The organism is Bradyrhizobium sp. ORS 285 (assembly GCF_900176205.1).
GTDB lineage: Bacteria > Pseudomonadota > Alphaproteobacteria > Rhizobiales > Xanthobacteraceae > Bradyrhizobium.
The window spans coordinates 6,794,906-6,821,121 of record NZ_LT859959.1; the positions used below are offsets into that span (position 1 = coordinate 6,794,906).

31 protein-coding genes are annotated in these 26,216 nt (G+C 65.4%); 11 read left to right on the forward strand and 20 right to left on the reverse strand.

Annotation, left to right across the window (positions count from 1 at the left end):
- Positions 1-166: 166 nt before the first annotated feature.
- The 4 genes from BRAD285_RS30425 to BRAD285_RS30450 all read right to left on the reverse strand — a co-directional run bounded on the left by BRAD285_RS30425 (position 167) and on the right by BRAD285_RS30450 (position 5,267).
- Positions 167-754 (reverse strand): GNAT family N-acetyltransferase, encoded by a 588-nt coding sequence (locus BRAD285_RS30425; RefSeq protein ID WP_006615626.1) that lies wholly within the window; start codon positions 752-754, stop codon positions 167-169.
- Between the two features lie 91 nt (positions 755-845).
- Positions 846-2,135, reverse strand: coding sequence for a pitrilysin family protein (locus BRAD285_RS30430; protein ID WP_006615627.1), 1,290 nt, complete (start codon positions 2,133-2,135; stop codon positions 846-848).
- Positions 2,135-3,550, reverse strand: coding sequence for a threonine synthase (thrC, locus tag BRAD285_RS30435; protein WP_006615628.1), 1,416 nt, complete (start codon positions 3,548-3,550; stop codon positions 2,135-2,137). The genes BRAD285_RS30430 and thrC overlap by 1 nt, the downstream gene beginning before the upstream one ends.
- Positions 3,551-4,757: 1,207 nt before the next feature.
- Positions 4,758-5,267, reverse strand: coding sequence for a hypothetical protein (locus BRAD285_RS30450; RefSeq protein ID WP_035648980.1), 510 nt, complete (start codon positions 5,265-5,267; stop codon positions 4,758-4,760).
- Positions 5,268-5,413: 146 nt separating this feature from the next.
- Between BRAD285_RS30450 and BRAD285_RS30455 the strand changes: the two genes are divergently transcribed.
- The 4 genes from BRAD285_RS30455 (at position 5,414) to BRAD285_RS30470 (ending at position 7,639) form a co-directional block, all read left to right on the forward strand.
- On the forward strand, positions 5,414-5,737 hold the full coding sequence (locus BRAD285_RS30455; RefSeq protein ID WP_006615630.1) for a heavy metal-binding domain-containing protein: 324 nt from the start codon (positions 5,414-5,416) through the stop codon (positions 5,735-5,737).
- Complete coding sequence (locus BRAD285_RS30460; RefSeq protein WP_006615631.1) at positions 5,734-5,955, forward strand: hypothetical protein; 222 nt, start codon at positions 5,734-5,736, stop codon at positions 5,953-5,955. The genes BRAD285_RS30455 and BRAD285_RS30460 overlap by 4 nt, the downstream gene beginning before the upstream one ends.
- Before the next feature lie 89 nt (positions 5,956-6,044).
- Positions 6,045-6,446: a hypothetical protein gene (locus BRAD285_RS30465; protein ID WP_006615632.1), complete on the forward strand. Its 402-nt coding sequence runs from the start codon at positions 6,045-6,047 to the stop codon at positions 6,444-6,446.
- A gap of 359 nt (positions 6,447-6,805) precedes the next feature.
- Complete coding sequence (locus BRAD285_RS30470) at positions 6,806-7,639, forward strand: PhzF family phenazine biosynthesis protein (protein WP_006615633.1); 834 nt, start codon at positions 6,806-6,808, stop codon at positions 7,637-7,639.
- Positions 7,640-7,733: 94 nt separating this feature from the next.
- Here the strand turns inward: BRAD285_RS30470 and BRAD285_RS30475 are convergent, their stop codons facing one another.
- The 10 genes from BRAD285_RS30475 to coxB all read right to left on the reverse strand — a co-directional run bounded on the left by BRAD285_RS30475 (position 7,734) and on the right by coxB (position 15,696).
- Positions 7,734-8,201 (reverse strand): carboxymuconolactone decarboxylase family protein, encoded by a 468-nt coding sequence (locus BRAD285_RS30475; protein ID WP_244422411.1) that lies wholly within the window; start codon positions 8,199-8,201, stop codon positions 7,734-7,736.
- Positions 8,086-8,565, reverse strand: coding sequence for a MerR family transcriptional regulator (locus tag BRAD285_RS30480; protein ID WP_006615635.1), 480 nt, complete (start codon positions 8,563-8,565; stop codon positions 8,086-8,088). The genes BRAD285_RS30475 and BRAD285_RS30480 overlap by 116 nt, the downstream gene beginning before the upstream one ends.
- A 105-nt stretch (positions 8,566-8,670) precedes the next feature.
- Positions 8,671-9,429, reverse strand: a complete 759-nt coding sequence (locus tag BRAD285_RS30485) for an SURF1 family protein (RefSeq protein ID WP_006615636.1) — start codon at positions 9,427-9,429, stop codon at positions 8,671-8,673.
- Between the two features lie 252 nt (positions 9,430-9,681).
- Positions 9,682-10,071: a DUF983 domain-containing protein gene (locus tag BRAD285_RS30490; protein ID WP_006613029.1), complete on the reverse strand. Its 390-nt coding sequence runs from the start codon at positions 10,069-10,071 to the stop codon at positions 9,682-9,684.
- Between the two features lie 183 nt (positions 10,072-10,254).
- A complete protein-coding gene (locus tag BRAD285_RS30495) occupies positions 10,255-11,112 on the reverse strand; it encodes a cytochrome c oxidase subunit 3 (protein ID WP_006613030.1) in 858 nt (285 codons plus the stop codon).
- An 87-nt stretch (positions 11,113-11,199) separates the two neighbouring features.
- The gene (locus BRAD285_RS30500; RefSeq protein WP_006613031.1) at positions 11,200-11,865 is read right to left on the reverse strand and encodes a cytochrome c oxidase assembly protein; all 666 of its coding nucleotides are present in this window, start codon (positions 11,863-11,865) and stop codon (positions 11,200-11,202) included.
- A gap of 19 nt (positions 11,866-11,884) precedes the next feature.
- A complete protein-coding gene (locus BRAD285_RS30505; protein ID WP_006613032.1) occupies positions 11,885-12,061 on the reverse strand; it encodes a hypothetical protein in 177 nt (58 codons plus the stop codon).
- A 7-nt stretch (positions 12,062-12,068) separates the two neighbouring features.
- The gene (locus BRAD285_RS30510; RefSeq protein ID WP_006613033.1) at positions 12,069-13,007 is read right to left on the reverse strand and encodes a heme o synthase; all 939 of its coding nucleotides are present in this window, start codon (positions 13,005-13,007) and stop codon (positions 12,069-12,071) included.
- A gap of 174 nt (positions 13,008-13,181) precedes the next feature.
- Complete coding sequence (ctaD, locus tag BRAD285_RS30515) at positions 13,182-14,795, reverse strand: cytochrome c oxidase subunit I (RefSeq protein ID WP_006613034.1); 1,614 nt, start codon at positions 14,793-14,795, stop codon at positions 13,182-13,184.
- 70 nt (positions 14,796-14,865) lie between these two features.
- Positions 14,866-15,696: a cytochrome c oxidase subunit II gene (gene coxB / locus BRAD285_RS30520; protein WP_006613035.1), complete on the reverse strand. Its 831-nt coding sequence runs from the start codon at positions 15,694-15,696 to the stop codon at positions 14,866-14,868.
- 472 nt (positions 15,697-16,168) lie between these two features.
- On the opposite strand from coxB, the gene BRAD285_RS30525 reads away from it, so the two are divergent.
- Positions 16,169-16,795, forward strand: a complete 627-nt coding sequence (locus BRAD285_RS30525; protein WP_006613036.1) for an invasion associated locus B family protein — start codon at positions 16,169-16,171, stop codon at positions 16,793-16,795.
- A gap of 80 nt (positions 16,796-16,875) precedes the next feature.
- Here the strand turns inward: BRAD285_RS30525 and BRAD285_RS30530 are convergent, their stop codons facing one another.
- Entirely contained in the window at positions 16,876-17,376 is a 501-nt protein-coding gene (locus BRAD285_RS30530; RefSeq protein ID WP_006613037.1) for a GNAT family N-acetyltransferase, read from the reverse strand.
- Between the two features lie 84 nt (positions 17,377-17,460).
- Between BRAD285_RS30530 and tldD the strand changes: the two genes are divergently transcribed.
- From tldD to BRAD285_RS30550, 4 genes are all read left to right on the forward strand, one after another.
- Positions 17,461-18,885 (forward strand): metalloprotease TldD, encoded by a 1,425-nt coding sequence (tldD, locus tag BRAD285_RS30535; protein ID WP_006613038.1) that lies wholly within the window; start codon positions 17,461-17,463, stop codon positions 18,883-18,885.
- Positions 18,882-19,673, forward strand: a complete 792-nt coding sequence (lepB, locus tag BRAD285_RS30540; RefSeq protein ID WP_006613039.1) for a signal peptidase I — start codon at positions 18,882-18,884, stop codon at positions 19,671-19,673. Before tldD ends, lepB begins: the two co-directional genes overlap by 4 nt.
- Positions 19,674-19,686: 13 nt before the next feature.
- Entirely contained in the window at positions 19,687-20,025 is a 339-nt protein-coding gene (locus BRAD285_RS30545; protein WP_006613040.1) for an MmcQ/YjbR family DNA-binding protein, read from the forward strand.
- 82 nt (positions 20,026-20,107) lie between these two features.
- Positions 20,108-20,677, forward strand: a complete 570-nt coding sequence (locus tag BRAD285_RS30550) for a nucleotidyltransferase family protein (protein WP_006613041.1) — start codon at positions 20,108-20,110, stop codon at positions 20,675-20,677.
- A 183-nt stretch (positions 20,678-20,860) separates the two neighbouring features.
- Here BRAD285_RS30550 and BRAD285_RS30560 read toward each other — a convergent pair whose 3' ends face one another.
- The 5 genes from BRAD285_RS30560 to BRAD285_RS30580 form a co-directional block, all read right to left on the reverse strand.
- Positions 20,861-21,571, reverse strand: a complete 711-nt coding sequence (locus BRAD285_RS30560) for a cytochrome c biogenesis CcdA family protein (RefSeq protein WP_006613042.1) — start codon at positions 21,569-21,571, stop codon at positions 20,861-20,863.
- Positions 21,572-21,577: 6 nt separating this feature from the next.
- A complete protein-coding gene (locus BRAD285_RS30565) occupies positions 21,578-21,979 on the reverse strand; it encodes a thioredoxin family protein (RefSeq protein ID WP_035647148.1) in 402 nt (133 codons plus the stop codon).
- Positions 21,980-22,110: 131 nt separating this feature from the next.
- Positions 22,111-22,773 (reverse strand): PAN domain-containing protein, encoded by a 663-nt coding sequence (locus BRAD285_RS30570; RefSeq protein ID WP_035647150.1) that lies wholly within the window; start codon positions 22,771-22,773, stop codon positions 22,111-22,113.
- 242 nt (positions 22,774-23,015) lie between these two features.
- Positions 23,016-24,386 carry a glutamate--cysteine ligase gene (locus BRAD285_RS30575; protein ID WP_006613045.1) on the reverse strand — a complete coding sequence of 457 codons (1,371 nt, stop codon included), beginning with the start codon at positions 24,384-24,386 and terminating at the stop codon, positions 23,016-23,018.
- Positions 24,387-24,482: 96 nt separating this feature from the next.
- Positions 24,483-24,971 carry a MarR family winged helix-turn-helix transcriptional regulator gene (locus BRAD285_RS30580; protein ID WP_006613046.1) on the reverse strand — a complete coding sequence of 163 codons (489 nt, stop codon included), beginning with the start codon at positions 24,969-24,971 and terminating at the stop codon, positions 24,483-24,485.
- 143 nt (positions 24,972-25,114) lie between these two features.
- Here BRAD285_RS30580 and gstA point away from each other — a divergent pair, with 143 nt between their 5' ends.
- Together gstA and BRAD285_RS30590 are read left to right on the forward strand one after the other, a co-directional pair.
- Positions 25,115-25,729 carry a glutathione transferase GstA gene (gene gstA / locus BRAD285_RS30585; protein WP_006613047.1) on the forward strand — a complete coding sequence of 205 codons (615 nt, stop codon included), beginning with the start codon at positions 25,115-25,117 and terminating at the stop codon, positions 25,727-25,729.
- A 142-nt stretch (positions 25,730-25,871) separates the two neighbouring features.
- Positions 25,872-26,099: an addiction module protein gene (locus BRAD285_RS30590; RefSeq protein ID WP_087877689.1), complete on the forward strand. Its 228-nt coding sequence runs from the start codon at positions 25,872-25,874 to the stop codon at positions 26,097-26,099.
- The last annotated feature ends 117 nt before the right edge of the window (positions 26,100-26,216 follow it).

The following is a 26,216-nucleotide window of genomic DNA, read 5'->3' on the forward strand; positions in this document are numbered from 1 at the left end:
CTCGGTCGCCCGGCTCGACGGCCCGACCCAAGGCTCGGATCGCGCGATCGCGGACCAGCCGAAGGACGCCGGCACCAAGGCGGCTCTACTGAAGGCGTCTATACCCATTTCAAAGGCCGGAACCAGCCCCGTTCGGCCTCGCATTCTCCCCGCCCGATCACAAATGCTAACCTCTGAAGTCCTCATGCAGCAGGCCGTAGAGGTAGTGGTCCTGCCAGACCCCGTTGATGCAGAGATAGCGCCGCGCCAGCCCTTCGCGGGTGAAGCCGCATTTCTCGAGCACGCGAATGGACGGCGTATTGGTCGGAATGCAGGCGGCCTCGACGCGGTGCAGATTGAGCTCGCCGAACAAGGTCGGCAGCAGCAGCCGCAGCGCCGACGTCATGTAGCCATGATGAGCGAACGGCTGCCCCATCCAGTAGCCGATCGTGCCGGCCTGGACGATGCCGCGGCGGACATTGGCAAGCGTGATGCCGCCGAGCATGGCGCCGTCTGAGTCGCGGAACACGATGAACGGATAGGAGCGGTCGGCCGAGATGTCCTCGGCATAGCGTCGCAGCCGTCGGCGGAAGCCGGACCGGGTCAGGTCGTCGGACGGCCAGATCGGCTCCCACGGCGTCAGATAATCGCGGCTGATCTCGCGCAGCCGCGCCCATTGCGCATAGTCGGCCATCTGGGGCGAGCGCAGCAGCAGGCCGTTGCCGCGCGGGGCGAGCGCAGCCGGTCCACTGGACGGTAGACGAAACAGGGCCATCGGTGATGCTCCCCCGCCCTTCAGCACCCGAATCCGTCACCGTCGCTCCCGGCGGCGACCCACCAGACGCTCGCGATGTCAGAACCCGTGCTCAATGCAGCTGGGCCTTCGACTTCGGCCCGGTGAGACCTTCGGCGAAAGTCACTGCCGTGTCCAGACCCCTGCCGGTTCCCAAGGCCACGACCGCGGGCTTGCTGCGTGCGAGCAGCGCACGCGCCGCATCGCGCGTGCTCTCGACGCTGACCGCCTCGATCTTGGCGACCATCTCCTGCAGCGTCTGCGGCCGGCCATAAGCGAGGATATGCCGCGCGAGCTGCTCGGCGCGCGCGCTGCAGCTCTCCAGCGCCATCAGCAGCCCCGCCTTCATCTGCGCCTTGGCGCGCGCCACCTCGGCGTCGGTCAGGCTCTCCACGGCGTTGCCGATGATGTCGACTACGACTTCCATCATCTCCGGCGCGTCGGCCGGATCGGTGCCGGTGTAGAGGCCGAAGAAGCCGGTGTCGCTATAGGGCGCGTGGAACGTGTAGACGGAGTAGCAGAGGCCCCGGTTCTCGCGCACTTCCTGGAACAGGCGGGACGACATGCCGCCGCCGAGGATGTTAGTGAACACCTGCAGCGAGAACAGCGACGGATCGGCCTGCGGCACGCCTTCGAGCGCGAGCGTCAGATGGGCCTGCTCGAGATCACGATGCACCACCCGCGAGCCACCCTTGCCGAACGAAGCCGGCAGCGGCTTCGGCCCCTCGCCGCCGTTGAAGCTGGCGAAGCGCTTGGTCACGTCCTCGACCACGCGCTGGTGATCGACGGCGCCGGCCGCGGCGACCACCATGTCGGGCCCGCGATAATGCGTCGAGAGATAGCCGTGCAGCTTGTCGCGATCGAACGCCTCGAGCGTCTTGGCGGTGCCGAGCAGCGAGCGGCCCATCGGCTGGTCCGGGAAGCACAGCTCGTTGAGATGCTCGAACACGACGTCGTCAGGGGTGTCCTGCGCCGCACCGATCTCCTGCACGATGACGTTCTTCTCGCGCTCCAGCTCCTCCGGCACGAAGGACGGATTGGCGAGAATGTCGGAGAGCACGTCGAGCGCCAGCGGCACGTCGGCCTTCAGCACGCGCGCATAGTAGGCCGTGGTTTCGGTCGATGTGCCGGCGTTGAGATCGCCGCCGACCGCCTCGACCGCCTCGACGATCTCCCGAGCGCTGCGCGTCGTCGTGCCCTTGAAAGCCATGTGCTCGAGCAGATGCGAGATGCCGTGCTCGTCGGGCTTCTCGTCGCGGCCGCCGACCCCGGCCCAGACGCCGAGCGCCGCCGTTTCCAGATGCGGCATCGTGTCGGTGACGACCGTCAGCCCCGTCGGCAGCTTGGTGACTTCCACGCCCATCATGCAATTCCCTGCTTGGCGGCCCGGCTGACCGAGCGGATGAATTTTTCCACCTCGGCCTGATCGTTCCGCATGATCCTTGAATCCTCGCGCTTGCTCATCAGCCCTTCCAGCCAGACCGGCAGATGCGGACGCTGTCCGCAGGCGGCCTCGACCGCGTCGGGGAATTTGGCGGGGTGCGCCGTCGCAAGAACGATGTTGGGGACGGACAGATCCGTGCCGTCGCGATCGGCCACGGCCAGCGCCACCGCCGTGTGCGGATCGACGAGATCGCCGGCCTCGCGGAAGGCGGCGCGGATCGCGGCCGCCGTCTCGGTCTCGTCGGCACGACCAGCGTCGAAATCGGCGCGGATCGCAGCCAGCATCGCATCGGGAAGCACGAAGCGGCCGGACTGCTTCAGGCCCTCCATCAGCCGCCGCACGGTGCCGGCGTCGCGGCCGCCGGCCTCGAACAACAGCCGCTCGAAATTCGAGGAGACCTGGATGTCCATCGACGGCGTGGTCGTCTCATGCACCTCGCGCACCTCGTAGATGCCGGTGGCAAGCGTACGGGCCAGGATGTCGTTGACGTTGGTGGCGACGCGCAAGGTGCGCACCGGCAGGCCCATGCGCTTGGCGACGTAGCCGGCGAAGATGTCGCCGAAATTGCCGGTGGGCACGGTGAAGTCGACCGCGCGATGCGGCGCGCCGACGGCGACCGCTGACGTGAAGTAATAGACGACCTGGGCGACGACACGGGCCCAGTTGATCGAGTTGACGCCGGACAGCGAAACGGAGTCGCGGAAGCCATGGTTGTTGAACAGGCCCTTCACGATCGCCTGGCAGTCGTCGAAATGACCTTCGATCGCCAGCGCATGCACATTCGACGCGCCCGATGTCGTCATCATGCGACGCTGCACCTCGGAGATGCGGCCATGCGGGAACAGCACGATCAGATCGGCATTGTCGCGGCCGGCAAAGGCCTCGACAGCGGCGCCGCCGGTATCGCCCGAGGTCGCGACCACGATCGTGGTGCGCTCGCCGCGCTTGGCCAGCACGTGGTCCATCAGCCGCGAGATCAGCTGCATCGCCACGTCCTTGAACGCCAGGGTCGGGCCGTGGAACAGCTCGAGCACGAACTGGTGCGGGGCGATCTGGTCGAGCGGCACCACCGCGGGATGCCGGAACGTGGCGTAGGCCTCGTTGGCCATGCGACCGAGCTCGGCATCGGAGATCTCGCCGGCGACGAAGGGTTTGATGACCTCGACCGCGACCTCCCAATAGGGCCGCCCGAAGAACGAGGCGATGGTCTCGGGCGTCAGCTGCGGCCAGGTCTCGGGCACGTACAGGCCGCCGTCACGGGCGAGCCCGGTCAGCATCACGTCGCAGAAGGTGAGCGCGGGGGCCTCCCCGCGGGTCGAAACATACCGCGTCAAACCGCTCTCCTGACCTGCGTCACCAGGCCGTAACCCGTTGATTGAACTCGAAATCGGAACCGCCTGCCGGCAGCATGGTCCGGCACCATAATGGTTTTGGGCAGGCTGCGAAACCGGTTGTTGGCGGCGAGATGGTCATGGCTGCGGGTTACGGCGGGGTTACGCGGACGGCTATCGGCCGGGCTTGGGCGATGCGAGCCCCCGCCTCCCGGTCTCGTCCCCTGGCACCCGTGTTGATGCCCAATCTCGCCTCCGCCACAGCTGTCATCGCCCGGTTCAACCGGGCGATCGAGTAGGCCGCAGCGCCTGTGATCGACCGCGCCGCCGCGGCGTACTGGATCCCCGCCTTCGCGGGGATGACGAGCGTGGTGGTCAACAGCCGGACTCCATTCGAGACTTTTCGTGGGAAACACTGCCGGTTGCTCCTTCATTCCGAGCGAAGCGAAGCAATCCAGGGTGGTGGGCGGGACTCTGGATTGCTTCCGCCTTCGCCCGATGGGCTTCGGCGGACACGTCGTCGCTGTGCTCCTCGCAATGACGCGGCGAGAGCCTAGGAGGTCACAAACAGCCCGCCCGCAGAGACGTCTCCTGCGTGTGCGCGCAGCCTCACCTTCTCGCCGCGCGATCAGCGCCCGAGCTTTGCGGAAAATTCCTCCCTCCTTGAAGCAGAGGGCGCAGGGAAGACCGGATGCCGGCCGGCACCCGCGGCCCCCGTGCGAACAAGAATGCACGGGGAAGGAACCACAGGTTCAGCCAGAGCGACCCGGCCTTCCCTGCGCGATGGCTTACGACTTATAGGCGCTCTCCTCGGTGCACCGGGCTTTCTGGCCACCGTTGCGCATGATGCTTGCGCATCAGCGCGTGACACCAGCGTCGGGGTGTCAGGACCACGCGACTTCGTCGTCCGTGCCGGCCGCACTCGTCAGCTGCAGCCTGCCCGTCCATCGCATCCCACCTCACGTCCGTGACGACGCGTACGCCCCTCGCCTTGAGGCGGGATGGGGAGATACAATCATGATTTCGGAAAAAATGAAAGAAAAAACTTGCCACCAATCGATGCGGAGGGCCGCAGCACGTTGAGCGTGCTCATGAAATAAGTTCTTCGTCGCGGCGAATTTGGCTGCTGCAAATCGCCTGCAACGCCACGCAAGACTGCCCGTCGGGCGACTCATGTGATGTGCCCGCTGCGGGTATGCTGGCCATGAAGCTAGTCGCTTGGTCTGTGCAGCGGGCTGCCGTTGCGCCCCTGGAGGACGGCCTCCAAGACCAGACGCTGCTTCGAGAGCAGGTGCGCGAACGGCATCGCAAAATCAATCTGGGGCTCGTGGAGCCGTAGGGGAGCTTGGTCGATGGCCGGCGTGTAGGGAGCGAAAACGAGAATTGCCGCCGAGTGATCGGCGAGCCGAGCGGACACCATGATGGCGTCAGTACGAGCGTCATCAATGGTCGAAATCGTATTCAGGGCGACGCTGACGAAGGATGCCTTGCCATGGTCAGCCATGAACCAGTATCGAGCCGCGCGCTCCTGGAGTTCGGCATTCTCGCCGCCGATGACGGTGACGTGCTCCTTGGTGCCGCTCCACAAGCTCAGAGTTGACGTCATGCCGCTCGGAGCGAACTGACCATTCTTCAAGAGAATGCTGCTAACTATGGCCAGATGGCGGCCCGCAAATCGGGAGAGCGCGAGCAGTGCTCTATCGGAGCGCAGCGAGAACAAGAACCTCTCCTTTACAACGCCTGACCGATCAGCACGTCGTGATGGCCATTGCGACAAAGGACACAATCTGTAGCCCCCCCGTCTTGAACCGGCCAGCGGCTCCGGCTGTCAAATATAAAGGCGTCCAGCGACTTGAAGGGCTTAGCATGATCGTCGTGACAACGGAAAACGTGACCGGCCACCGCACGGTGCAGATGCTGGGCCAGTGCTTTGGCGTGGTGGTGCGCAGCCGGGGACTTGGCGGCAATCTGGTGGCCAGCCTGCGCTCGATCGTCGGTGGCGAGATCCATGAATACACGCTGATGCTGGAGGAGGCGCGCCGCCACGCGCTCGACCGGCTCGTCCACAACGCGACGTCGATGGGCGCGAACGCCATCCTGATGATGCGCTTCGACAGCGCCGAGATCGGCCAGACCATGAGCGAGATCGTCGCCTATGGCACGGCCGCCGTCATCGAACCCGCGCCATGATCGGCCTCATGCTCTGGCTCGCGGTCATATCAGCGGTCGTGCTGGCGTGGTTCTTCTTCCGCCAGGGCGGCTACAAGCGCGATGCGCTCTCCGCGCCGCCCGGGCCGGACTGGATCAAGACCGACGAGCGCTTCGTCGACCCGACCAGCGGCGAGACGCTCGACGTGTGGTTTCAACCGCGCACCGGCGAGCGGGCGTATGTGAGAGCGGGACGGTGAGCATCGTCGCTTGTTTCTGGTAAAGGCTCTTTCACTTTGCAACGATACTCTGCGTCAGAAAGTAAACTGATCGGCGAGGTCGGAGCATCATGGCCTTCTGGAATGCACTGATACCCGATGAGCCTCCGTTCTTGGATGCGGAACGAGCTGAGGCTCGATATCAGGGGCGCATACCACCTGCCGTCAAGGTATGGCGCCTCGTTTCTCTGGGATTGATTGGCTTGATCGTGGCAATCGCCACGCCGCTCTTCCGAAACGCCGGCCCAATTCTGGCGGGGATGATCTTTGCGCTCGTCCCTTCATGGATCCTGTTCTTCTGGAACGACCTGGCTTCCACCCTCAAAGACACGAAGCAAAAAGTGTTTGAAAGAATACCGCTTGCCTCTCAACTCAGTCTGAGTGTGCAATGGGTGGCGATCTCGATCTCGGCGGCAGCACCGATCATGCTCATATGGCTCTGCGTGCTGCTCTGGAGCACACATATGGGTTAGCGAGCGAGTGAGTTGCTGGAGTCGCGGTGAGGCACGGGCACCGAACTCATCGCACCAGCGCCAAGCAAGCCGCGTCATACTCCGCTGTCGTCCCTGCGAACGCAGAGACCCATAACCACCGCCCTTCGTGAGACGATGACTGGCAGTTGCGCGCCAAACTTGGATTTCCGCGGTATGGGTCCCTGCGTTCGCAGGGACGACACCGCCCGTGTAGGCAGATCTCACACCACATTGTCATGAGGGAAGCGCGTCACCAGAGGTGAAACGCAGCCGCGCGTCGACTGGTCCGGTCGTCCATCTTCACTTGCGGGCGCTGGACGCCTAACATTCGGCGACAACGATCAGGCGCGAGTCCACTCATGATCATTCAGCGCATTGCAGCCTTCACCGACGGACCACGCGGCGGAAATCCGGCTGGTGTCGTCATTGGCGAGACGCTGCCTGAAGCAGCCGTGATGCAGGCGATGGCGGCGGAGATCGGCTACTCCGAGACGGCGTTCGCGGCGCCGATCGGCGGCACATGGCGGGTGCGCTACTTCGCGCCGCAGGCCGAGGTCGACTTCTGCGGGCACGCGACCATCGCGCTCGGTGCGGCGCTGGCACGGCACGAACGCTCGGGGACGTTTGCCCTCAAGCTCAATCATGCCGACATCACGGTCGACGGGCATCATTCGGCGAGCGAATGGAGCGCGGCGTTTCGATCGCCGCCGACGCGGACTCGCGCGCTGTCGCCGGCCGCATTGGGCGAGATCCTCGCGCTGTTCGGGCTGAAGCAGGGCGAGCTTGACGAGCGGATTCCGCCGGTCATCGCCCATGCCGGAATGGATCATCCGGTGATCGCCCTGCGCGACCATGGCCGCCTCGCGGCTATCAGCTACGATTTCGGCCGCGGCCAGGCGCTGGCGCAGCGCGAGCGCTACTGCACCTTCGCCCTCGTTCACGTCGAGACGCCGGAGCTGTTTCACGCCCGCAACCCGTTTCCCTTCGGTGGTGTCTATGAGGACCCGGCGACGGGCGCGGCCGCCGCGGCGCTCGCCGGCTATCTGCGCGAGCTGGCGTGGCCGGTCCAAGCGCAGGTCATGATCCGGCAGGGCGAGGACATGGGTGTGCCGTGCTGCCTGCAGGTCGATCTCGACGGGCCTGCGGGCGCGCCGGTGAAGGTGTCAGGCAGCGTGAGGTCGATCGAGGCGTAGCTCGCTCGAGCCGCAGACACATGCGGGTCCCCCACCCCGTCCTGCATCTCGCTTCCCTCGTGCGGGCCGTGAGGCCCTCAATCGCCGCCCAGACCTAAGCGTCCGCACCGGCCTTTGCATCGGCCTCGGCATACACCGCCTTGGCTGCGAACAAGCCGTTGAGGGCCGCGGGGAAGCCGGCATAGACCGCCATCTGCATGATCACCTCCGTGATCTCCTCGCGGCTGAGACCGACATTGAGGCCGGCGTGAATATGCACCTTCAACTGCGGGCCGGCATTGCCGAGCGCGGTCAGGGCCGCGATGGTCGCGATCTCGCGGCTGCGCAGATCGAGTCCCGGGCGCGAATAGATGTCGCCGAACGGGAATTCGATCACGTAGGTGGCGAAATCCGGCGCGATGTCGGCGAGCGCCGCGATCACGTTGTGACCGGCCTCGCCGTCAATTCTATCGAGCGCGCGCCGGCCGCGCGCCAACCGGCCCTGATCGTGGTTGGCGTCGGATTGCGCGCCGGTTGGCGCCGTGCTCGTTGTCGTGGATCGGCTCGGGATGGATTGCGTCATGGTCATCAGTCCTCTCGCTGCTGCCGGCATAGCCGGCGATCTTGCCGTCGAGAACGAGAAGGCAATCCTGCAACGTGGCGACCCGCGCCCGGACCGCCTCGCGATGCCGCTCCAACAGCCGGCGTCGTTCCGGCTCGGTGGCGGCGCCACGGGCACGCAGCTCCGCATAACGGAGCATGTCGCGGATCGGCATTCCCGTGGCCTTCATGCGGCCGAGAAATTCGATCCAGGTCAGGATCGATGCATCGTAGTCCCGCTGGCGGGCATGATCGCGATCAGCTCTGGGCAGCAGCCCGATCCGCTCGTAGTAGCGGATCGTGTGGGCCGTCAGCCCCGACTGTCTGGCCAGCTCGCCGATCTTCATGCGTGCCTCATCTCATTCACGACGCAGGGCAGGCTACGGGTTCGAGCGCGCTCTAAGTCAAGCCGCGTTTAGCCGGCGGTGTCCGGGGCATGAGCGGCGACGGCTTCATCCGTTCGCCGCGCGGCGTCCCCTCGCCCACACGGCAAAGGCTGCGATCAGCGCCGCGGCCAGCGAGAACCATGTGATGGCGTATTGCATGTGCTCGTCGCGCAGATGCGGCGACAGCGGACCGGGCTTGGGAATGCCATTCTCCGGCACCGGGTATTCGAGGTCGATGTAGAACGGTGCGACCTCGCCCCAGCCGAGCGCACGGGCCATGGCGAAGTGGTCGCGGGTGAACCACAGGCGCTTGTCGTGGTTTTCTGCGGCGGTGAGCAGGCCGGCGGCTTCGGGGAAGCGCAGATAGCCGGTGAGGGTCACGGGCTCGCCGGTGACCAGCTTGCCGACCTGGCGATCCTGGATGCTGCGCTCCTGCATGGTGTTGGCGACGAAGCCGGCGTCGATCACGACGGTCTCGCCGGAAGGCAGGCGCGCCGGCAGAAAGGCCCAGGTGCCGGGGCCGGAGACGTCCTCGCGCACGGCCGAGCCGGCGCTGTAGACCATGGCGTCGGGCAGCTTGGCGTAGGTGGCGCTGAAGCTGACGCGGCGGAATTCGTCACGCTCGGGCGTCAACATGCGCCAGTCGCTTTGCGGCGGCAGCGGCGCAGGCGCCGCGGCGACGCGATCGGTGAGTGCGGCGATCAGCGCGTGCTTGGCGGCGCGGCGCTGCAGCTGCCACACGCCGAGGCCGATGAAGAGCGCGACCATCACGAGGGTGAAGGCGGCGAAGGCGCGGGAGGAGGTTTTGGGAGGAGTGGAGGTCATGAGTAGGTTGGATCAGTCATGTCTTGGCGCCCCTGCAGTTGATTTCACGAGACCCTACCGCGGGTTCGGTCCTCACCTCGCCCCGCTTGTGGGGAGAGGTCGGATTGCATCGCAAGATGCAATCCGGGTGAGGGGGTACAGGTCTCACCACGAACACTCCCCGTGCGGATGCCCCTCACCCCGACCCTCTCCCCGTAAGGGAGCGCACTGGTTACGTGGCGCGGGCTTACCTCTCAAAAAGCGGGTCCAAACTCAGTGCGGCGTCTTGTCCACCAGACGGCCGGGGGCGGCCTTGTGGTGGAATTGGAGGGCGATCAGCAGCGACTTCATGGCGCGGAGCGGAAGCAATGTCGTGACCAGGATCAACGGGCCCCACAGCGCGGCGTGCACCCAGAACGGCGGCTGATATTTGACCTCGACGATCAGGGCGGCGCCGACGACGATGGCGCCGGCGAGCATCATGATGAAGATCGCGGGGCCGTCGCCGGTATCGATGAAGGCGTAGTCGAGGTCGCAGGCCTCGCAACGCTTGCGCAGGTTGAGGAAGCCCTCGAACAGCTTGCCCTGGCCGCAGCGCGGGCAGCGGCAGGCGAGCCCGCGAAAGATGGTCTGACTCAAGGTGACGGGCGGATGGGTGGTCATGATGTCTTGCCCCTTTCTTGCCCCTGGTCTCGAGCTGGGCGGCCGGACGACGCCTGCCGGTGATACAGCCGGAGGCGGCGAGAGCGGATCACATTTGGATCAGCCGGCGCGGCGCGATACGAAAAAGGGCGACCCGACGGCCGCCCTTTCTTAACACGTTCGATGCAACCGGCGCGTGCTGGTTTAGTGCGCGCCGTGCGCCATGGACTCGGCGCCATGGCCCCAGACGTAGATGCAAATGAACAGGAACAGCCACACCACGTCGACGAAATGCCAGTACCAGGCGGCGAACTCGAAGCCGAGGTGCTGCTTGGGGGTGAAGTGGCCGGCATAGGCGCGGATCAGGCAGACGATCAGGAAGATCGTGCCGACCAGAACGTGGAAGCCGTGGAAGCCGGTGGCCATGAAGAAGGTGGCGCCGTAGATGTGGCCGGCGAACGAGAACGTCGCGTGGCTATACTCATAGGCCTGCACGCAGGTGAAGGTCGCACCCAGCAGCACCGTGAGGATCAGGCCATATTTCAGACCCTTGCGGTCGCCTTCGAGCAGCGCGTGGTGCGCCCAGGTGACGGTGGTGCCCGAGGTCAGCAGGATCAGCGTGTTCAAGAGCGGTAGGTGCCAGGGATCGAAGGTCTCGATGCCCTTGGGCGGCCAGACGCCGCCGATCAGCGCGTCGCGGGTGGCCTGCACCTCGTAGCCCGGGAACAGCGCGACGTTGAAATAGGCCCAGAACCAGGCGACGAAGAACATCACCTCGGAGGCGATGAACAGGATCATGCCGTAGCGGTGATGCAGCTGCACCACGCGGGTGTGGTCGCCCTTGTACTGGGCTTCTTTGATGACGTCGCCCCACCAGCTCGCCATCGTGTAGAGCACGCCGATGGTGCCGATGCCGAACACGATCGGCGCGGCGCCGAACATCTTGTGCATCCAGCCGATCGCGCCGAACGCCATGATGAAGGCCGACACCGAGCCGACGAACGGCCACGGGCTTGGATCAACCAGATGGTAGTCGTGATGCTTGGCGTGCGCCTCAGCCATGGCAAGTCTCTCCCCAGATCGATGCCGGTCGCCCCGGCAAAGTGTCGTTCAACAGCGATGGTCCCCGAATTTCGGAGGTCGCCGCGGTCATAGATTGCCCCGCGGCTTGTCCGGCTCGCCCGCAGCCACCGGCTTCGGCCCGGCGTCGCGAACGGGATAGAAGGTGTAGGACAGCGTAATCGTCTTCAGCGAGTCGTTCTCGTGATCGGCCGTGATCGCCGGATCGACGTAGAACACCACCGGCATCTCGCGGGTCTCGCCCGGGGCCATGGTCTGCTCGGTGAAGCAGAAGCAGTTGATCTTCTGGAAATACGCACCCGAGGTCAGCGGCGCCACATTGTAGGCCGCCTGCGCCATGGTGGTGCGCGCCGACTGGTTGGTGACCTTGTAGTAGACCGTGACGACCTCGCCGATCGCGACCTCGATCTCGGTCTTCTCCGGTTCGAACTTCCAGGGCAGCCCGCCGGCGACGTTGGCATCGAAGCGCACGCCGATGCGGCGCGCCAGCGGCGCCGAGGATGGCGCAGACGTCGCGACCTGGGTGGTGCCGTTGAAGCCGGTGGCGCGGCAGAACCAGTTGTAGAACGGCACGGCGGCATAGGAGGCGCCGACCATCAGCACGACGATTGCGCCGCAGATGGTGCCGACCAGCGCGTCGCGGCCGAGCCCCCGGCGCGGCGCGGTGGCGCCCTGCGCGGCGGAAGCCGGCGCAGCCTGCGCTGATGTCGGAGGGGTCTGGTCGCTATCGTCCATCGGCTGCCTGCTCACATCCCTAGATCGGCCGCTTCAGCACGATCGGGCCCTTCACCATGGTCACGGCGAAGAACAGCACCACGAGGACACCGAGCGCCAGTGCAATGGCGATCGAGCGCCGGCGGCGGCTGCGCAGCTGCGCCTCGGTGAGGACGATGCCCTCTGGCTCGTTCGGATCGGCCATCGCGGTTGCCATTCGTCCTTTACCAGATCAGCGGCGCGATCATGCGCGCGACCGCCTCGAGACCGAGCGTCGCGAACAGCGCGAACAGATACAGGATCGAAAACGCGAACAGCTTGCGGTTGGCACGCAACGACTGGCTCCGCTCGCGCTTGCGGAACACCTCGATGGCCAGCCACAGCATGCCGGCGCCGAGCGCGAGCGAGACGACGCCGTAGACGGCATCGAAATAGCCGAGCGGCCACGGCGCGGCGGCGATGGCCACGAGGACGATCGTGTAGAGCAGGATCTGCAGCCGGGTCGCATCGGGACCGGCGACCACGGGCAGCATCGGCACGCCGGCGCGGGCGTAGTCGTCGGTGCGGAACAGAGCCAGGGCCCAGAAATGCGGCGGGGTCCAGAAGAAGATGATGAGGAACAGCCAGAGCGGCTCCGGCGCCACCGATCCGGTGGCCGCGGCCCAGGCCACGACCGGCGGCAAGGCCCCGGCGGCGCCGCCGATGACGATGTTCTGCGCGGTCCAGCGCTTCAGCCACAGCGTGTAGATCACGACGTAGAAGAAGATGGTGAAGGCGAGCAGCGCGCCGGCGAACCAGTTGACGAGGATGCCGAGCGTCAGCACCGAGAAGAACGACAGCGTGATGCCGAAGGCGAGCGCTTCCTGGCGGGTGACACGGCCGCGCGGGATCGGGCGGTTGGCAGTGCGCGACATCAGCGCGTCGATGTCGCCTTCCAGCGCCATGTTCAGCGCGCCGGAGGCACCGGCGCCGACGGCGATGCACAAGAGCGAGGTGATCGCGAGCACGGGATGGAAATGGCCGGGGGCGATCAGAAGGCCGATCAGCGCCGTGAAGATCACGAGCGACATCACCCGTGGCTTCAGCAGCGCGAGATAATCGCCGACATCGGCCTCGGAAATCCGCGGGCCGACAGCGATGGCATTCTGATCAATGACCGACACGGCGAATCCAGACTTCAATTCAAAAGGGCGCTGGACATTCGCGCTGGTGCGCGCAGGTCAGCACGTTGGCTTCGGAGATCCGGCCGGCACGCCCGAGTTTGGATCAAGGGCGTCCCGGCTGGCAGATGTCGATGCGGCGCCGATCACGGCGCCGCAGATGGAGGCCGTCGGGGCTTACTGCACCTTCGGCAGCACCTCGAACTGGTGGAACGGCGGCGGCGAGGAAAGGGTCCATTCCAGGGTGGTCGCGCCCGGTCCCCACGGATTGGCGGCCGCCTGCTGCTTGCGCATGAAGGCATCGACCACGCCGTAGATGAAGATCAGCACGCCGAAGGCCGAGATGTAGGAGCCCAGCGAGGAGACCAGGTTCCAGCCGGCGTAAGCGTCGGGATAGTCGATATAGCGGCGCGGCATGCCCGACAGGCCGAGGAAGTGCTGCGGGAAGAACACCAGGTTCACGCCGATGAAGGTGACCCAGAAATGCGCCTTCGCGATCGTCTCGTTGTACATGTAGCCGAACATCTTCGGGAACCAGTAGTACCAGCCCGCGAAGATCGCGAACACCGCGCCGAGCGACAGCACGTAGTGGAAGTGCGCGACGACGTAGTAGGTGTCCTGCAGCACGCGGTCGACGCCGGCATTGGCGAGCACCACACCGGTGACGCCACCGACCGTGAACAGAAAGATGAAGCCCACGGCCCACAGCATCGGCGCGCGGAACTCGATCGAGCCGCCCCACATCGTGGCGATCCAGGAGAAGATCTTCACGCCGGTCGGCACCGCGATCACCATGGTGGCGGCGACGAAATAGGCCTGCGTCGCCGAGGACATGCCGACCGTGTACATGTGGTGCGCCCAGACCACGAAGCCGATGCCGCCGATCGCGACCATGGCGTAGGCCATGCCGAGATAACCGAACACGGGCTTGCGCGAGAAGGTCGAGACGATCTGGCTGATCATGCCGAAGCCGGGCAGGATCAGGATGTACACTTCCGGATGGCCGAAGAACCAGAACAGATGCTGGAACAGCACGGGGTCGCCGCCGCCGGCCGGATCGAAGAAGGTGGTACCGAAATTGCGGTCGGTCAGCATCATGGTGATGGCGCCGGCGAGCACCGGCAGCGACAGCAAGAGCAGGAACACCGTCACCAGGATCGACCACACGAACAGCGGCATCTTGTGCAGGGTCATGCCCGGCGCGCGCATGTTGAAGATGGTCGTGATGAAGTTGATCGAGCCGAGGATCGACGACGCACCGGCGAGATGCAGCGACAGGATCGCGAAGTCGACGGCCGGACCGGGGTGGCCCGAGGTCGACAGCGGCACATACATCGTCCAGCCGGCGCCGACGCCGTTGGCGCCCGGCTCGCCCTCGACGAAGGTCGAGGTCAGCAGCAGCGCGAACGAGGCGGGCAGCAGCCAGAACGAGATGTTGTTCATGCGCGGGAACGCCATGTCCGGCGCGCCGATCATCAGCGGCACCATCCAGTTGCCGAAGCCGCCGATCATCGCCGGCATGACCATGAAGAAGATCATGATCAGGCCGTGCGAGGTCACGAACACGTTGTAGGTGTGGTTCTCGTGGAAGAGCTGCACGCCCGGATACATCAGCTCGATGCGGATCGCGACCGACATGGCGAGGCCGATGATGCCGGCGCACACCGCGAAGATCAGATACATCGTGCCGATGTCTTTGTGGTTGGTCGAATAGACCCAGCGCCGCCATCCGGTCGGATGGTCGTGCGCGTGATCGTCATGGCCGGTATGGGTCGCTACGTTCGTCGCCATTGTCCAATCCTCAGTGTCCCCGTGGACCGCGTGACGCGGCCCTCAATTCCTTCGCGTTCGTCCCCGTGCGTTACTGCGACACGCCCGCAGCAGAGGCGTAGGTGCTCGTGGGCGCGCTGGCGTACTTCTTCTTGGCGTCCTCGACCCAGGCAGTGAATTCCTGGTCGCTCACGACGCGCACCGCGATCGGCATGTAGGCGTGGTCCTTGCCGCACAGCTCGGAGCACTGGCCGTAATACATGCCGACCTTGGTCGCCTTGAACCAGGTCTCGTTGAGGCGGCCCGGAATGGCGTCGATCTTCACGCCGAAGGACGGGATCGCCCAGGAGTGGATGACGTCTGCGCCGGTGGTCTGGACACGAACCACCTTGTTGACCGGCACGACCATCTCATTGTCGACCGCGAGCAGGCGCGGCTTCTTGTCCTGCGCCAGCAGCGAGTCGAACTCGAACTTGCCGTTGTCGGGATACGCGTAGCTCCAGTACCACTGCTTGCCGGTCGCCTTGATCGTCAGGTCGGCCTTCGGCACGTCAAGTTCGAGGAACAACAGGCGGAACGACGGCACCGCGATCATGACCAGGATCAGCACCGGAATCAGCGTCCACGCCACTTCGATCAGCGTGTTGTGCGTGGTCCGCGACGGCACCGGATTGGCGCGCGCGTTGAACTTCACGACGACGGCAACCAGAAGCGCGAGCACGAACAGCGTGATCAGCGTGATGATCGTCAGCAGCAGCCCGTGGAACCAGGTGATGTTCTCCATCACCGGCGTTGCGGCTTCCTGCAGCTTGTATTCCCACGGCGCAGGCTGCCCGGTTTCAGCAAATGCCGATCCACCCGTCATGCCCGCCACGGCCAACCCCAGCAAGCAGGCGCCCAATTGGCCTTTCGACATCTTCATGCCGTCGCGCTCCCTTCAGAACTTTCCCCCTCAGCGCCCCGCGAGTTTCGCGCGGCGCGCCGTCGATCCGCTCTCCTGACAAATGGCCTTCGGGCGGACGCTTAGAAAAGCACCTGGGCCAGTTCACTGGAATGACGAAATCTTTCTTCTCAAACCATAATTCTTGATCTATCGCAATGCAGTCTTAAGCCGGATTTCGCGCGCAGCGTCATCCGCTACGATGAGCTAATTTTCCGGGAAATTGCCGCATGCCGTGATTTCCCGGACAACGAGCGCTTGACAGGTGTATGCTGCGATGTAGGCAACGGATCATGGCCGCTTGCGACGCTGATTCGGCGAGGCGCAGCGGCCGTGCACCGGATGCGGCCATATTTCGTATCGTTTCGTGCCGTAGGCTGGTGAGGCTGTCCTCATGACGCCATCATTGCCGTATCATGGCGTCGGATGCGCAGATCACCCACAGGAATTTGTCATGGCACTGACCCGCACCAGGGTTTCAACGGACAGGACAGCTGACATGTCAGCCCCAGCTGCGAATGACTCGCGCCGTTTGTGCCGACTCAGCGCGATCGGCGGCCGCTTCACGCGCGCCGTCGCCATGGTCTCTGCCGCAGCGACCGCGCTCGTGGTGACCGCGACTGCAATCGGTGTGCCTCACGCCGCGCTGGCGCAGGGCGCCGTGCGCTCGGTGCATGGCGACTGGCAGATCCGCTGCGACACGCCACCGGGCGCGCAGGCCGAGCAATGCGCTTTGATTCAGAGCGTCGTTGCCGAGGACCGCTCCAATGCCGGCCTGACGGTGATCATGCTGAAGACCGCGGACCAGAAGAGCCGGTTGATGCGCGTGGTCGCGCCGCTCGGCGTGCTGCTGCCGTCCGGCCTCGGGCTCAAGCTCGACAACCAGGACGTCGGCCGCGCCGGCTTCGTGCGCTGCCTGCCAAACGGCTGCGTCGCCGAGGTCGTGCTGGAAGACAAGCTGCTCGGCCAGCTCAAGACGGCGAAGACCGCGACCTTCATCATCTTCGAGACGCCGGAGGAAGGCATCGGCTTCCCGCTCAGCTTGAACGGCCTCGCCGACGGGTTTGACAAGCTGCCCTGACGTCGCATCGAATTGACGACGCCACCCGATGCACATTGCCGTGATCGGCTCGCGTGCTCCTGCAGCGGTCCGGCCGTCGCTCAGCGCGACGCGTCGAGCGCCAAGGCCATCACCAGCAGCGTCCTGTCGAAGCCGTCATCGCCCGCCTCCCGCGGCTGGACCGCCTTCAGCAGGAAGCCGGCCCTCTGGTACAGCCGGATCGCATTGGTATTGCCGCGATAGACGTTGAGCTCGACGCGCGAGAAACCGGCGACCCGCGCTGCCTCCAGCGCCGCGTCCATCAGGCGCCGGCCGAGGCCCTGGTGCCGGAACTGCGGCAAAAGGCCCATGCCGAGCACCCCGATCCGGGCATCGATCGGCCCCGATTTGGGCGTCACATCGCACCAGCCCACCACCTCGCCGGCCGAGAGAGCGACGAATTGCGGATATCCTTCGTGGATGTTGTTCAGAATGAAGGCGCGTGTCTTATCCAGCGGCGGCGCCTGCACGAAGGACAGATAGCGCCGTTCGCGCGCGACGCAGTCCAGCGTGCGATGGAAGCTCTCGATGTGAGCGGCGGTAATGGGAACGATCTCAACCATGTCAGTTCGGTAATCATCCTGCCCCTCGCGCCCCGGCGTCAAAACAACTATCTTGGAATGAACGCTCCGACAACGGATTGACCCATGACAGCTCCCACCACTTCCCTGCTCGAGCGCGCCAATCTGGATCGTGATGCGGTCCGGAGCGAGGTCGCGCGGGGCTTGGCCGGCGCCGATGACGGCGAATTGTTCTTCGAATACAGCCAGACCGAGGCGCTGACCTTCGACAACGGCCGGCTCAAGCAGGCGACCTATGACACCAGCCAGGGTTTTGGCCTGCGCGCGGTGAAGGATGATGCGGTCGGCTACGCGCATTCCTCCGACGTGTCGTTGCCGGCGCTGATGCGCGCCGCCGATGCGGTGAGCGCTGTCCGCGGCGGCTATTCCGGCACGTTCGCGAGCGCGCCGCCGCACACCAACGTCCGCCTCTATGGTGACGACAATCCGCTCGACGCGCCGGGGTTCGAAAGCAAGGTCAAGCTGCTCGGCGAGATCGACGCCTATTTGCGCGACAAGGATCCGCGCGTGCGCCAGGTGACGGTGAGCCTGGGTGCGACCTGGCAGGTGGTGGAAATTCTGCGGCCCGACGGCGAGAGCTATCGCGACATCCGCCCGCTGGTGCGCGTCAACGTCTCCGTCGTCGCGGGCCAGGGCGACCGCCAGGAGAGTGGCAGCAAGGGCTATGGCGGCCGCGAGGCCTATGCGCGCTTCATCGAGACCAAGGCGTGGCGCGAGGCCGCCGACGGCGCGCTGCGCGAGGCGCTGGTCAATCTCGAATCCGTCCCCGCCCCCGCAGGCGAGATGGACGTCGTGCTCGGGGCCGGCTGGCCCGGCGTGATGCTGCATGAAGCGGTCGGCCACGGCCTGGAAGGCGACTTCAACCGAAAGAAGACCTCGGCCTTCGCCGGGCTGATGGGCAAGCCGGTCGCCGCCAAGGGCGTGACCGTAGTCGATGACGGCACCATGGCGTCGCGCCGCGGCTCGTTGTCGATCGACGACGAGGGCACGCCGACCAGCCGCACCGTGCTGATCGAGGACGGCATCCTGGTCGGCTACATGCAGGACCGCCAGAACGCGCGGCTGATGAACATGGCGCCGACCGGCAACGGCCGCCGCCAGGGCTACGCGCATGTGCCGATGCCGCGCATGACCAACACCTACATGCTGGCCGGCGAGCGCGATCCGGCCGAGATCATCGCCTCCGTCAAGAACGGCATCTATGCCGTCAATTTCGGCGGCGGCCAGGTCGACATCACCTCGGGCAAATACGTCTTCCAGTGCACCGAGGCCTACAAGATCGAGAACGGCAAGGTCGGCGCGCCGGTGAAGGGCGCGATGCTGATCGGCAACGGCCCGACCGACCTCAACCGCATCAGTATGATCGGCAACGATCTGTCGCTCGACACCGGCATCGGCACCTGCGGCAAGAACGGCCAGGGCGTGCCGGTCGGCGTCGGACAGCCGACGCTTCGCATGGATCGCATCACGGTGGGAGGCACGGGCCGATGAGCCTCGACAAGATGTCCACGAGCAAGGTCAGCACCAAAGCGCCGCGCAAGGAGACGACGTGGACTGGGCAGATCGCCCAGCTCGCCGCCGTCGTCGCGGTCGTCTTCCTCGCCAAGGGCGCGATCGCCGAGCCGTTCTACGTGCCCTCGGGCTCGATGGAGCCGACGCTGCTGATCGGCGACGCGCTGCTCGCCTCCAAATTCCCGTATGGCTACGGCACGTCATCGCTGCCGATGCAGATCACCCTGCCGGAGACCGGGCGCCTGTTCGGCGAGACGCCGAAGCGCGGCGATGTCGTCGTGTTCCGCTGGCCGGGCGACACCTCGCAGGCCTGGGTCAAGCGTGTCGTCGGCCTGCCCGGCGACCGCATCCAGATGCGCCAGGGCCAGCTCTACATCAACGGACAGGCCGCCCAGCTCAAGCCGGACGGCATCGGCGACGCCGAGGACGACACCGGCCGCAACGAGCCGGCTTATCGCTACGTCGAGACGCTGCCAAACGGCGTCTCGCATTTGATCTTCAAGATGCGCGACAACGGCCGCCTCGACAACACGCAGGAGGTGACCGTGCCAGCCGGCAAGCTGTTCGTGCTTGGCGACAACCGCGACAACTCCGCTGACAGCCGCGTCTCGCTGCGCGACGGCGGCGTGGGCTTCTTGCCGATCGACAATCTGGTCGGCCGCGCCGATGCGGTGGTCGGCTCCTGGGATCTCGGCTTCAAGAACCAGCCGGTCTGGGCCTGGCTGTCGGGCTTCCGGCTCGATCGGTTTTTCACCGCGGTCCGCTGAGCGGACCGCAGCCGTGACCTTCGACGATGTCAGGGCGCTCGCCCTGGCATGGCCGGAGGTCGAGGACGGCACGTCCTACGGCACGCCGGCGCTGAAGGTGCGCAAGAAGCTGCTGGCGCGGCTGAAGGAGGATGGGGCCAGTCTCGTCCTCCCCGGCGTTCCGCCGGACGAGCGCGCGATGCTGGTCGAGAGCCGGCCAACGCTGTTCTACTTCACCGATCACTATCGCGATGATTCGATCGTGCTGCTGCGGCTGTCCAAGGCGCGAGTTGCTGAGGTCGAGCCGCTGTTGCGGCGGCAGTGGCGGACACTGGCGTCCAAGAAGGCGCTTGCCGCATTCGATCGCGGCTGAGCGCTCGTTCTTTTCCCCATCCCTCGCGAGGTGTCCCGCGATGTCCGCGTGAGCGGACGGTATTTGCATGCTATCAAGGGACATGACCGAGGATGACTTCGTCACGTCAGCGCTTCGCAATCCCGTCAACGCGGCGATCATCGATGTGCTGCGCGCGACGGCGTTGCCTGATGCGTGGGTCGTGTCGGGCTGCCTGGTGCAGACGGTCTGGAATGTGCGCACCGGACGCCCCGTCGACCACGGCATCCTCGATTACGACGTGTTCTACTTCGATCTCGACACCTCATGGGATGCCGAAGATGCGGTGATCCGGCAGGTCGCGTCCTGTCTGGCCGGGATCGATGCCAAGGTGGAAGTGCGCAACCAGGCCCGCGTCCACATCTGGTATCCGGCCAAGCACGGCCGCCCCTACCCGCCTCTGTCGCAATCGACCGCTGGCATCGATCGGTTCCTCACCGCCAACACGCAGGTCGGCCTTCGCCCTGTCGGCGACGGATACGAGCTCTATGCGCCCAAGGGCCTGGACGACATCGACCAGATGATCGTGCGGCCGAACTACACGGCCAATTTCTCGGCGGCGAACTACGCGGCCAAGGCGGAGCGGTGGAAGGCGTTGTGGCCGGAGATCCGTGTCATTACAGCCGAGGAATGATCCCGCGAGCGTTGCACTTGTCTCTTTCCACGCCGTCATGGCCGGGCCTGTTCCCGGCCATCCACGTGGGTCGGCATGCCGGGAACGACGTGGATGCCCGGGACAAGCCCGGGCATGACGGAGAAAATCATCGGAAAGATCGATCGCCGAGACGACTCCGAGTTTCCCATATCGGGTGACTGTCTAAATCGACGTCGTCAGCTCCGTCAGCCACGCCGGTGAGATCGCGACCAGCCACGCCTCCAGCTGCTTGTCGGCGCCGCTGAGGATCGCGACTGCGACGATGACGAACGCCGCGCCCATCAGCGTCTTGCCGAGCTTGCCGGCGGACAGCAGCCGCTCGCGGAGCCGCATCATGGTTGTCCGCGACACCATTCCAAGAACGACCAGCGGCAGGCCGGCACCAAAGCCGAATGCCAGCATCGTCAGCGTCACGCGAACGAGGTCGTGTCCCTGCGAGGCCAGCAGCGACGCGGCGCCCAGCGTTGGCCCAACACAGGGCGACCACACAGCGCCGAGCAAGAGCCCGATCATGAATTGACCGCCCGCGCCTGATGCCGCGAAGTCTTGGGAATTCCGGTCGGCCCAACGCTGCACCGGGCCGCCGGCGACGGCGAGCTGCGCCTGCCAGGACGGCACGAGCAGCACGACGCCGATCGCCAGCATGAGGACCGCCGCGACGAGGCGGAAGACGCCGGCATCGAGTCCGACGCTATTGCCAGCGAGCGCGATGAACAGTCCGATGGCGGTGAATGACAGCGCGAGTCCTGCCGCCAGCGCTAGCGCGCCGCGCGGATGCGCCGAGACCGCCGCGCCGAGCACGATCGGCACCAGCGGCAACACGCAGGGCGACAGGATCGAGAGCAGGCCTGCCACGAAGGCCAGCGCCAGCATGGCGCGTTACAGGCTCTTGTCGAGCAGCGTGGCGATCGCGGCTTCCCTGGTGTCGCCGACGGAGCGGCCGGTCTCGCTCGCCCCCTTGAAGACGATCAGCGTCGACTGCATCTGCGCGCCAAAGCCCTTCACCACCGGCTTCTGGTCGTCGAAGTCGACGCGGAAGATCTTCAGGTCCTTGAATTTCGGATCGGCCGCGAGCTTGTCGATGATCGGCATCTGCGCCTTGCAGGTCGGGCACCAGCCGGCATGGATCTCGATCAGGATCGGCTGGCCGGCGGTCTGCGCCGCCTTGAAGGCGGCGTCTGTATAGGGCGTGGTCTCGACGGCGAAGGCCGTCCCCAGTCCGGAGAGCGCGAACGTGGCAGCCGCCGCTGCGGTGGCAAAGAACCTGCGCGAAAACATCATGGCAAACTCCGATCCCTGCGTTGCGACAGGCAGCCGGCGAGAGCTCCGGCGCCGCACCTCATTTCGGATGGGACTGCCGTCCTGTTACGCGCCGACGGAGAAAATAATCCTGACGGCCAGGGTCCGACGCGTCAGCGAACCACGCCGGACGTGAAGCCGGCGCGACGCCGCGGCGGCTTGATCTCCTTCTTCAGGAAGCAGTGCGCCTCCTTGCCGGCATAGCCGGGCCGCGCGAAGGTCCAGGCGCGGCATTTGTTGTCGCCGGTGCAGGCCGCCTTGCAGATCTCCTCGGCGTCGGCAGCCTTCTCGTCCTTCTTGTCCGCCACCTTGGTGTCGCTGCCCTTGTCAGCGACCTTGTCGGCGGGCTTTTCGACCTTGTCGTTGGCCTTGAGATCGGTGGTCTTGATGTCGAAGCTGCGATAGTCGCCGCCGGGCCGATCGATCGAGGTCTCCACGGCATCGTTGCGGATCTCGACGACACCGGCGCCGCGTACGCCGGAGACGCAGCAATTGTCGGGCACCCGCGCCGGGACGCTGTTCTTCAGCCAGCAGACGGCGCCGGCTTCCATCACGGTCGGATAGTTGAAGCTCCAGGCGCGACAGCGCCGATCATGCTCGCACAGCAGCGCGCAATCGGCGGGATCGCCCGAGGCGATCGGCGCGCTCATGTAGTCGCCGCCGGGGCGGTCGGAATAGGTCTGTGCGGACGCGGGCGTCAGGCACAGGGCCGCGATCAGGCACGTCAGTGCCCGCAGCCATGCCCCGATGAAGCGCCCCGCGCGCCGCTGAACCATCCGACCCATTGTTAACGCTTGTGTTTTCTTGCGTGCTTTTGGGTGGTCATTTGATCGCCACGAACCTGTATGGCGCATGAACGGCGCGGGCGTCTTGGAACAGCTCTAAGCAAAGCGCCGGCGCCTGGCCGTCGAACCGCGCAGCAGACACAAATCGCAACAAAAAGTAGATCGAGCCGTCCGCTCCAAAACCGGAAGAGAGTGCGCTGAACCTGCGACAACAGCAGGTTCAGCCGTTCCGATCAGAACGCATATTCGTCATAGGCCGGCTCAACCGAGCCGTGCCACGGGCCGTTGAACTTCTCCAGCATCTCCTCCGCCGGCGAGCGGCCGCAATCGATGATGTGGTCGAGCGGCTCGAGGTAGCGGCTCTCGTCGCGGCCGCTCTGATCGACGCGGTTGCGCCGGCGCAGGCCGGAATGGGCGAGCGTCAGGCAGTCCTTCGCCACCTCGAATACATAGCGATTGCGGATGCGTGCCTTGAAGCCCAGGCGCGGGACGTCGTCACGCAGGTTCTGACGCTCGAAGGCGGTCCAAGTCTTTACCAGGTCCCACGCGGCATCGAGGCTGGCATCGTCATACAGCAGGCCGACCCAGAACGCCGGCAGCGCCGGCAGCCGGCCCCACGGCACGCCATCGGCGCCGCGCATTTCGAGATAGCGCTTCAGCCGCACCTCCGGGAAGATCGTCGAGAGGTGGTTGGCCCAGTCCGACAGGGTCGGACGCTCGCCGGGCATCGCCGGGTTCTTGCCTTCGAAAAAGTCGCGGAAGGAGGTGCCGGAGACGTCGATATAGGTCTCCTCGCGCTTGACGAAATACATCGGAACGTCGAGCGCGTAGTCGACCCAGCGCTCGAACCCCATGCCGTCCTCGAACGCCCAGGGGATCATGCCGGCGCGCTGATTGTCGGTGTCACGCCAGATCTCGGAACGAAACGACAGGTAGCCGTTCGGCTTGCCTTCGGTGAACGGCGAGTTGGCGAACAATGCCGTCGCGATCGGCTGCAAGGCCACGGAGACGCGCAGCTTCTTGATCATGTCGGCTTCGGAGGAGAAGTCGAGATTGGTCTGCACCGTGCAGGTCCGGAACATCATGTCGAGGCCGTAGCTGCCGACCTTCGGCATGTAGTCTCGCATGATCTTGTAGCGGCCCTTGGGCATCACGGGGATTTCGGCACGCGTCCAGGACGGCGTCATGCCGAGCCCGAGGAAGCCGATGCCGAGCGGGGTCGCGATCTCGCGCACCTGCGCCAGATGCGCCATCAGCTCGGAATGCGTCTGATGCACGGTCTCGACCGGGGCGCCGGACAATTCGAACTGGCCGCCCGGCTCCAGCGAGATCGCGCCGCCGCCGGTCACGTCATAGAGCCCGATGATGTTGCCGCGCTCCATGATCGGCTCCCAGCCGAGCAGCAGCTTCATGCCTTCGAGCAGCGCGCCGATCCCGCGGGCGCCCTCGTAAGGCACGGGGCGGTGACCGTCGAGCGTGAACGGCGTCTTCTCGTGCTCGGTGCCGATGCGGAATGCCGACGGCGGCTTCACGCCGGCCTCCAACCACGCCACGAGCTCGTCGCGCGACTGCAGCGGGGTCATATCGATCTGGTCACGCGCCATGGGAGTCTCGGTTCAGAAGCGCTTCGATGGTCGCGCGTGGTGACAGGAAGAGCCGCGGACCCCGGAGGGCCGCGGATGTGATTGGGAGCGGATGGGTCATCGGGTCGACGCGCCCTCTCCGGCCGCCAACGGCGCGGCCTGACCGCAGGAACAGCCGAGCCGATCCAGCAGCATGCAGAGCTTGGCGGCATCGGTATCCGACAGCTTCGAGCCGACATGCTTCTCGATCGCGGCCGAATAGGCCGACCACATCCGCTTCTGCAGCTCGCGGCCAGCCTCGGTGATCTCGACGAACTGGCCGCGCTTGTCGATCTTGCATTCGCGCCTGACGACCAGACCTTCGTCGACCAGACGGTCGATCAGGCGGGAGGTCGAATATTGCGGGATCAGCATCTGCCGCTCCAGCTCGACCGGGCGCAGCTCGCCGGACGGCGAACGGGACAGTTCGAGAAGCGCATCATACCAGGCGAGCGGCGGGAACCCGGCCTTCTTCAGCTCCTGCTCGACGCAGTCGAGCACCCGGCTCTGGACCCGCATCAGGCGGATCCAGGCGGCGGTCGCCTCGGTCGATGGTTTGCGTTTCATGGGCCGGCTCGTATCCTCTGGTCCTCGTTCTAGCGCATTTGATGCAGCTGCATCAATCTTGACGATTCCATGCACATGCATTTAAGGGCGGTGTTAACGCCCGGTCGGTTCCACAAGAAACGGTCTCACGGAGGGAATACACGATGAAGCTTTATTATTCACCCGGCGCCTGCTCGCTGTCGCCCCATATCGCCCTGCTCGAGGCGGGCCTGCCCTACGATCTGGTGAAGGTCGATCTGCGCGCCAAGACCCTGGAAAATGGCGACGATTATCTCAAGGTCAATCCGAAGGGCCAGGTGCCCGCCCTGGGGCTGCCGAGCGGCGAAATCGTGACCGAGGGTCCGGTCATCGTCCAGATGATCGCCGACCAGGCGGCGGGCAAGGGCCTGGCGCCGGCGCGCGACAGCGGCGAGCGCTACAAGCTGCTGGAGTGGCTCAACTTCATCACGTCCGAGCTGCACAAGAATTTCGGCCCGATGTTCTCACCGGTGCTCGCCGACGACGCCAAGGCGTTCTTCAAGGACCGCGTGATGGGCAAGTTCAAGTACATCGACAGCCAGCTCGCCGGCCGCGACTACCTGATGGGCAACCAGTTCACGGTGGCCGACGGCTATTTGTTCACGATCCTGACCTGGGCGGAGCGGATGAAGTTCGATCTGTCTGGGATGCCGAACCTGGTGGCCTACAAGAACCGCGTAGCGGCCCGGCCGAAGGTGCAGGAGGCGCTGACAAAGGAAGGGCTGATGAAGGCGGGGTAATATCCCGCGTCAGAAGCGAGCACATCGCCACGAAAACGGTGAGCTCCCCTCCCCCTTGCGGGGAGGGGTCGGGGGTGGGGGTCCACACGGGGACTCTAACGTTGTCCATGGACCTCCCGCCTCCAACATTAAGGCTGACCTGATGTCCCTTTCGTTCGACATTTCCAAGCTGACCGTGAAACAACGGCTCGATCTCATAGGCCTGTTGTGGGACAGCCTGACGGCTGAAGACGTGCAGCTGACCTCGGCTCAAGAAGCCGAATTGACTCGCCGCATGGCTAGCTTCGATGCGGATGCGCGAGCCGCTGTGCCGTGGGACGATATAGAGCGCGAGTTGACGAGCAAAGCTCGTGCTGAGACTTCGAGATGAAAGAGGTCTCACCAACTCGGACCTCTTCCTGAGACCCCCACCCCCGACCCCTCCCCGCAAGGGGGAGGGGAGCGCACCGTCGATGCGGCGCTATGGGAGCTCTGGTCACAGGCAGCT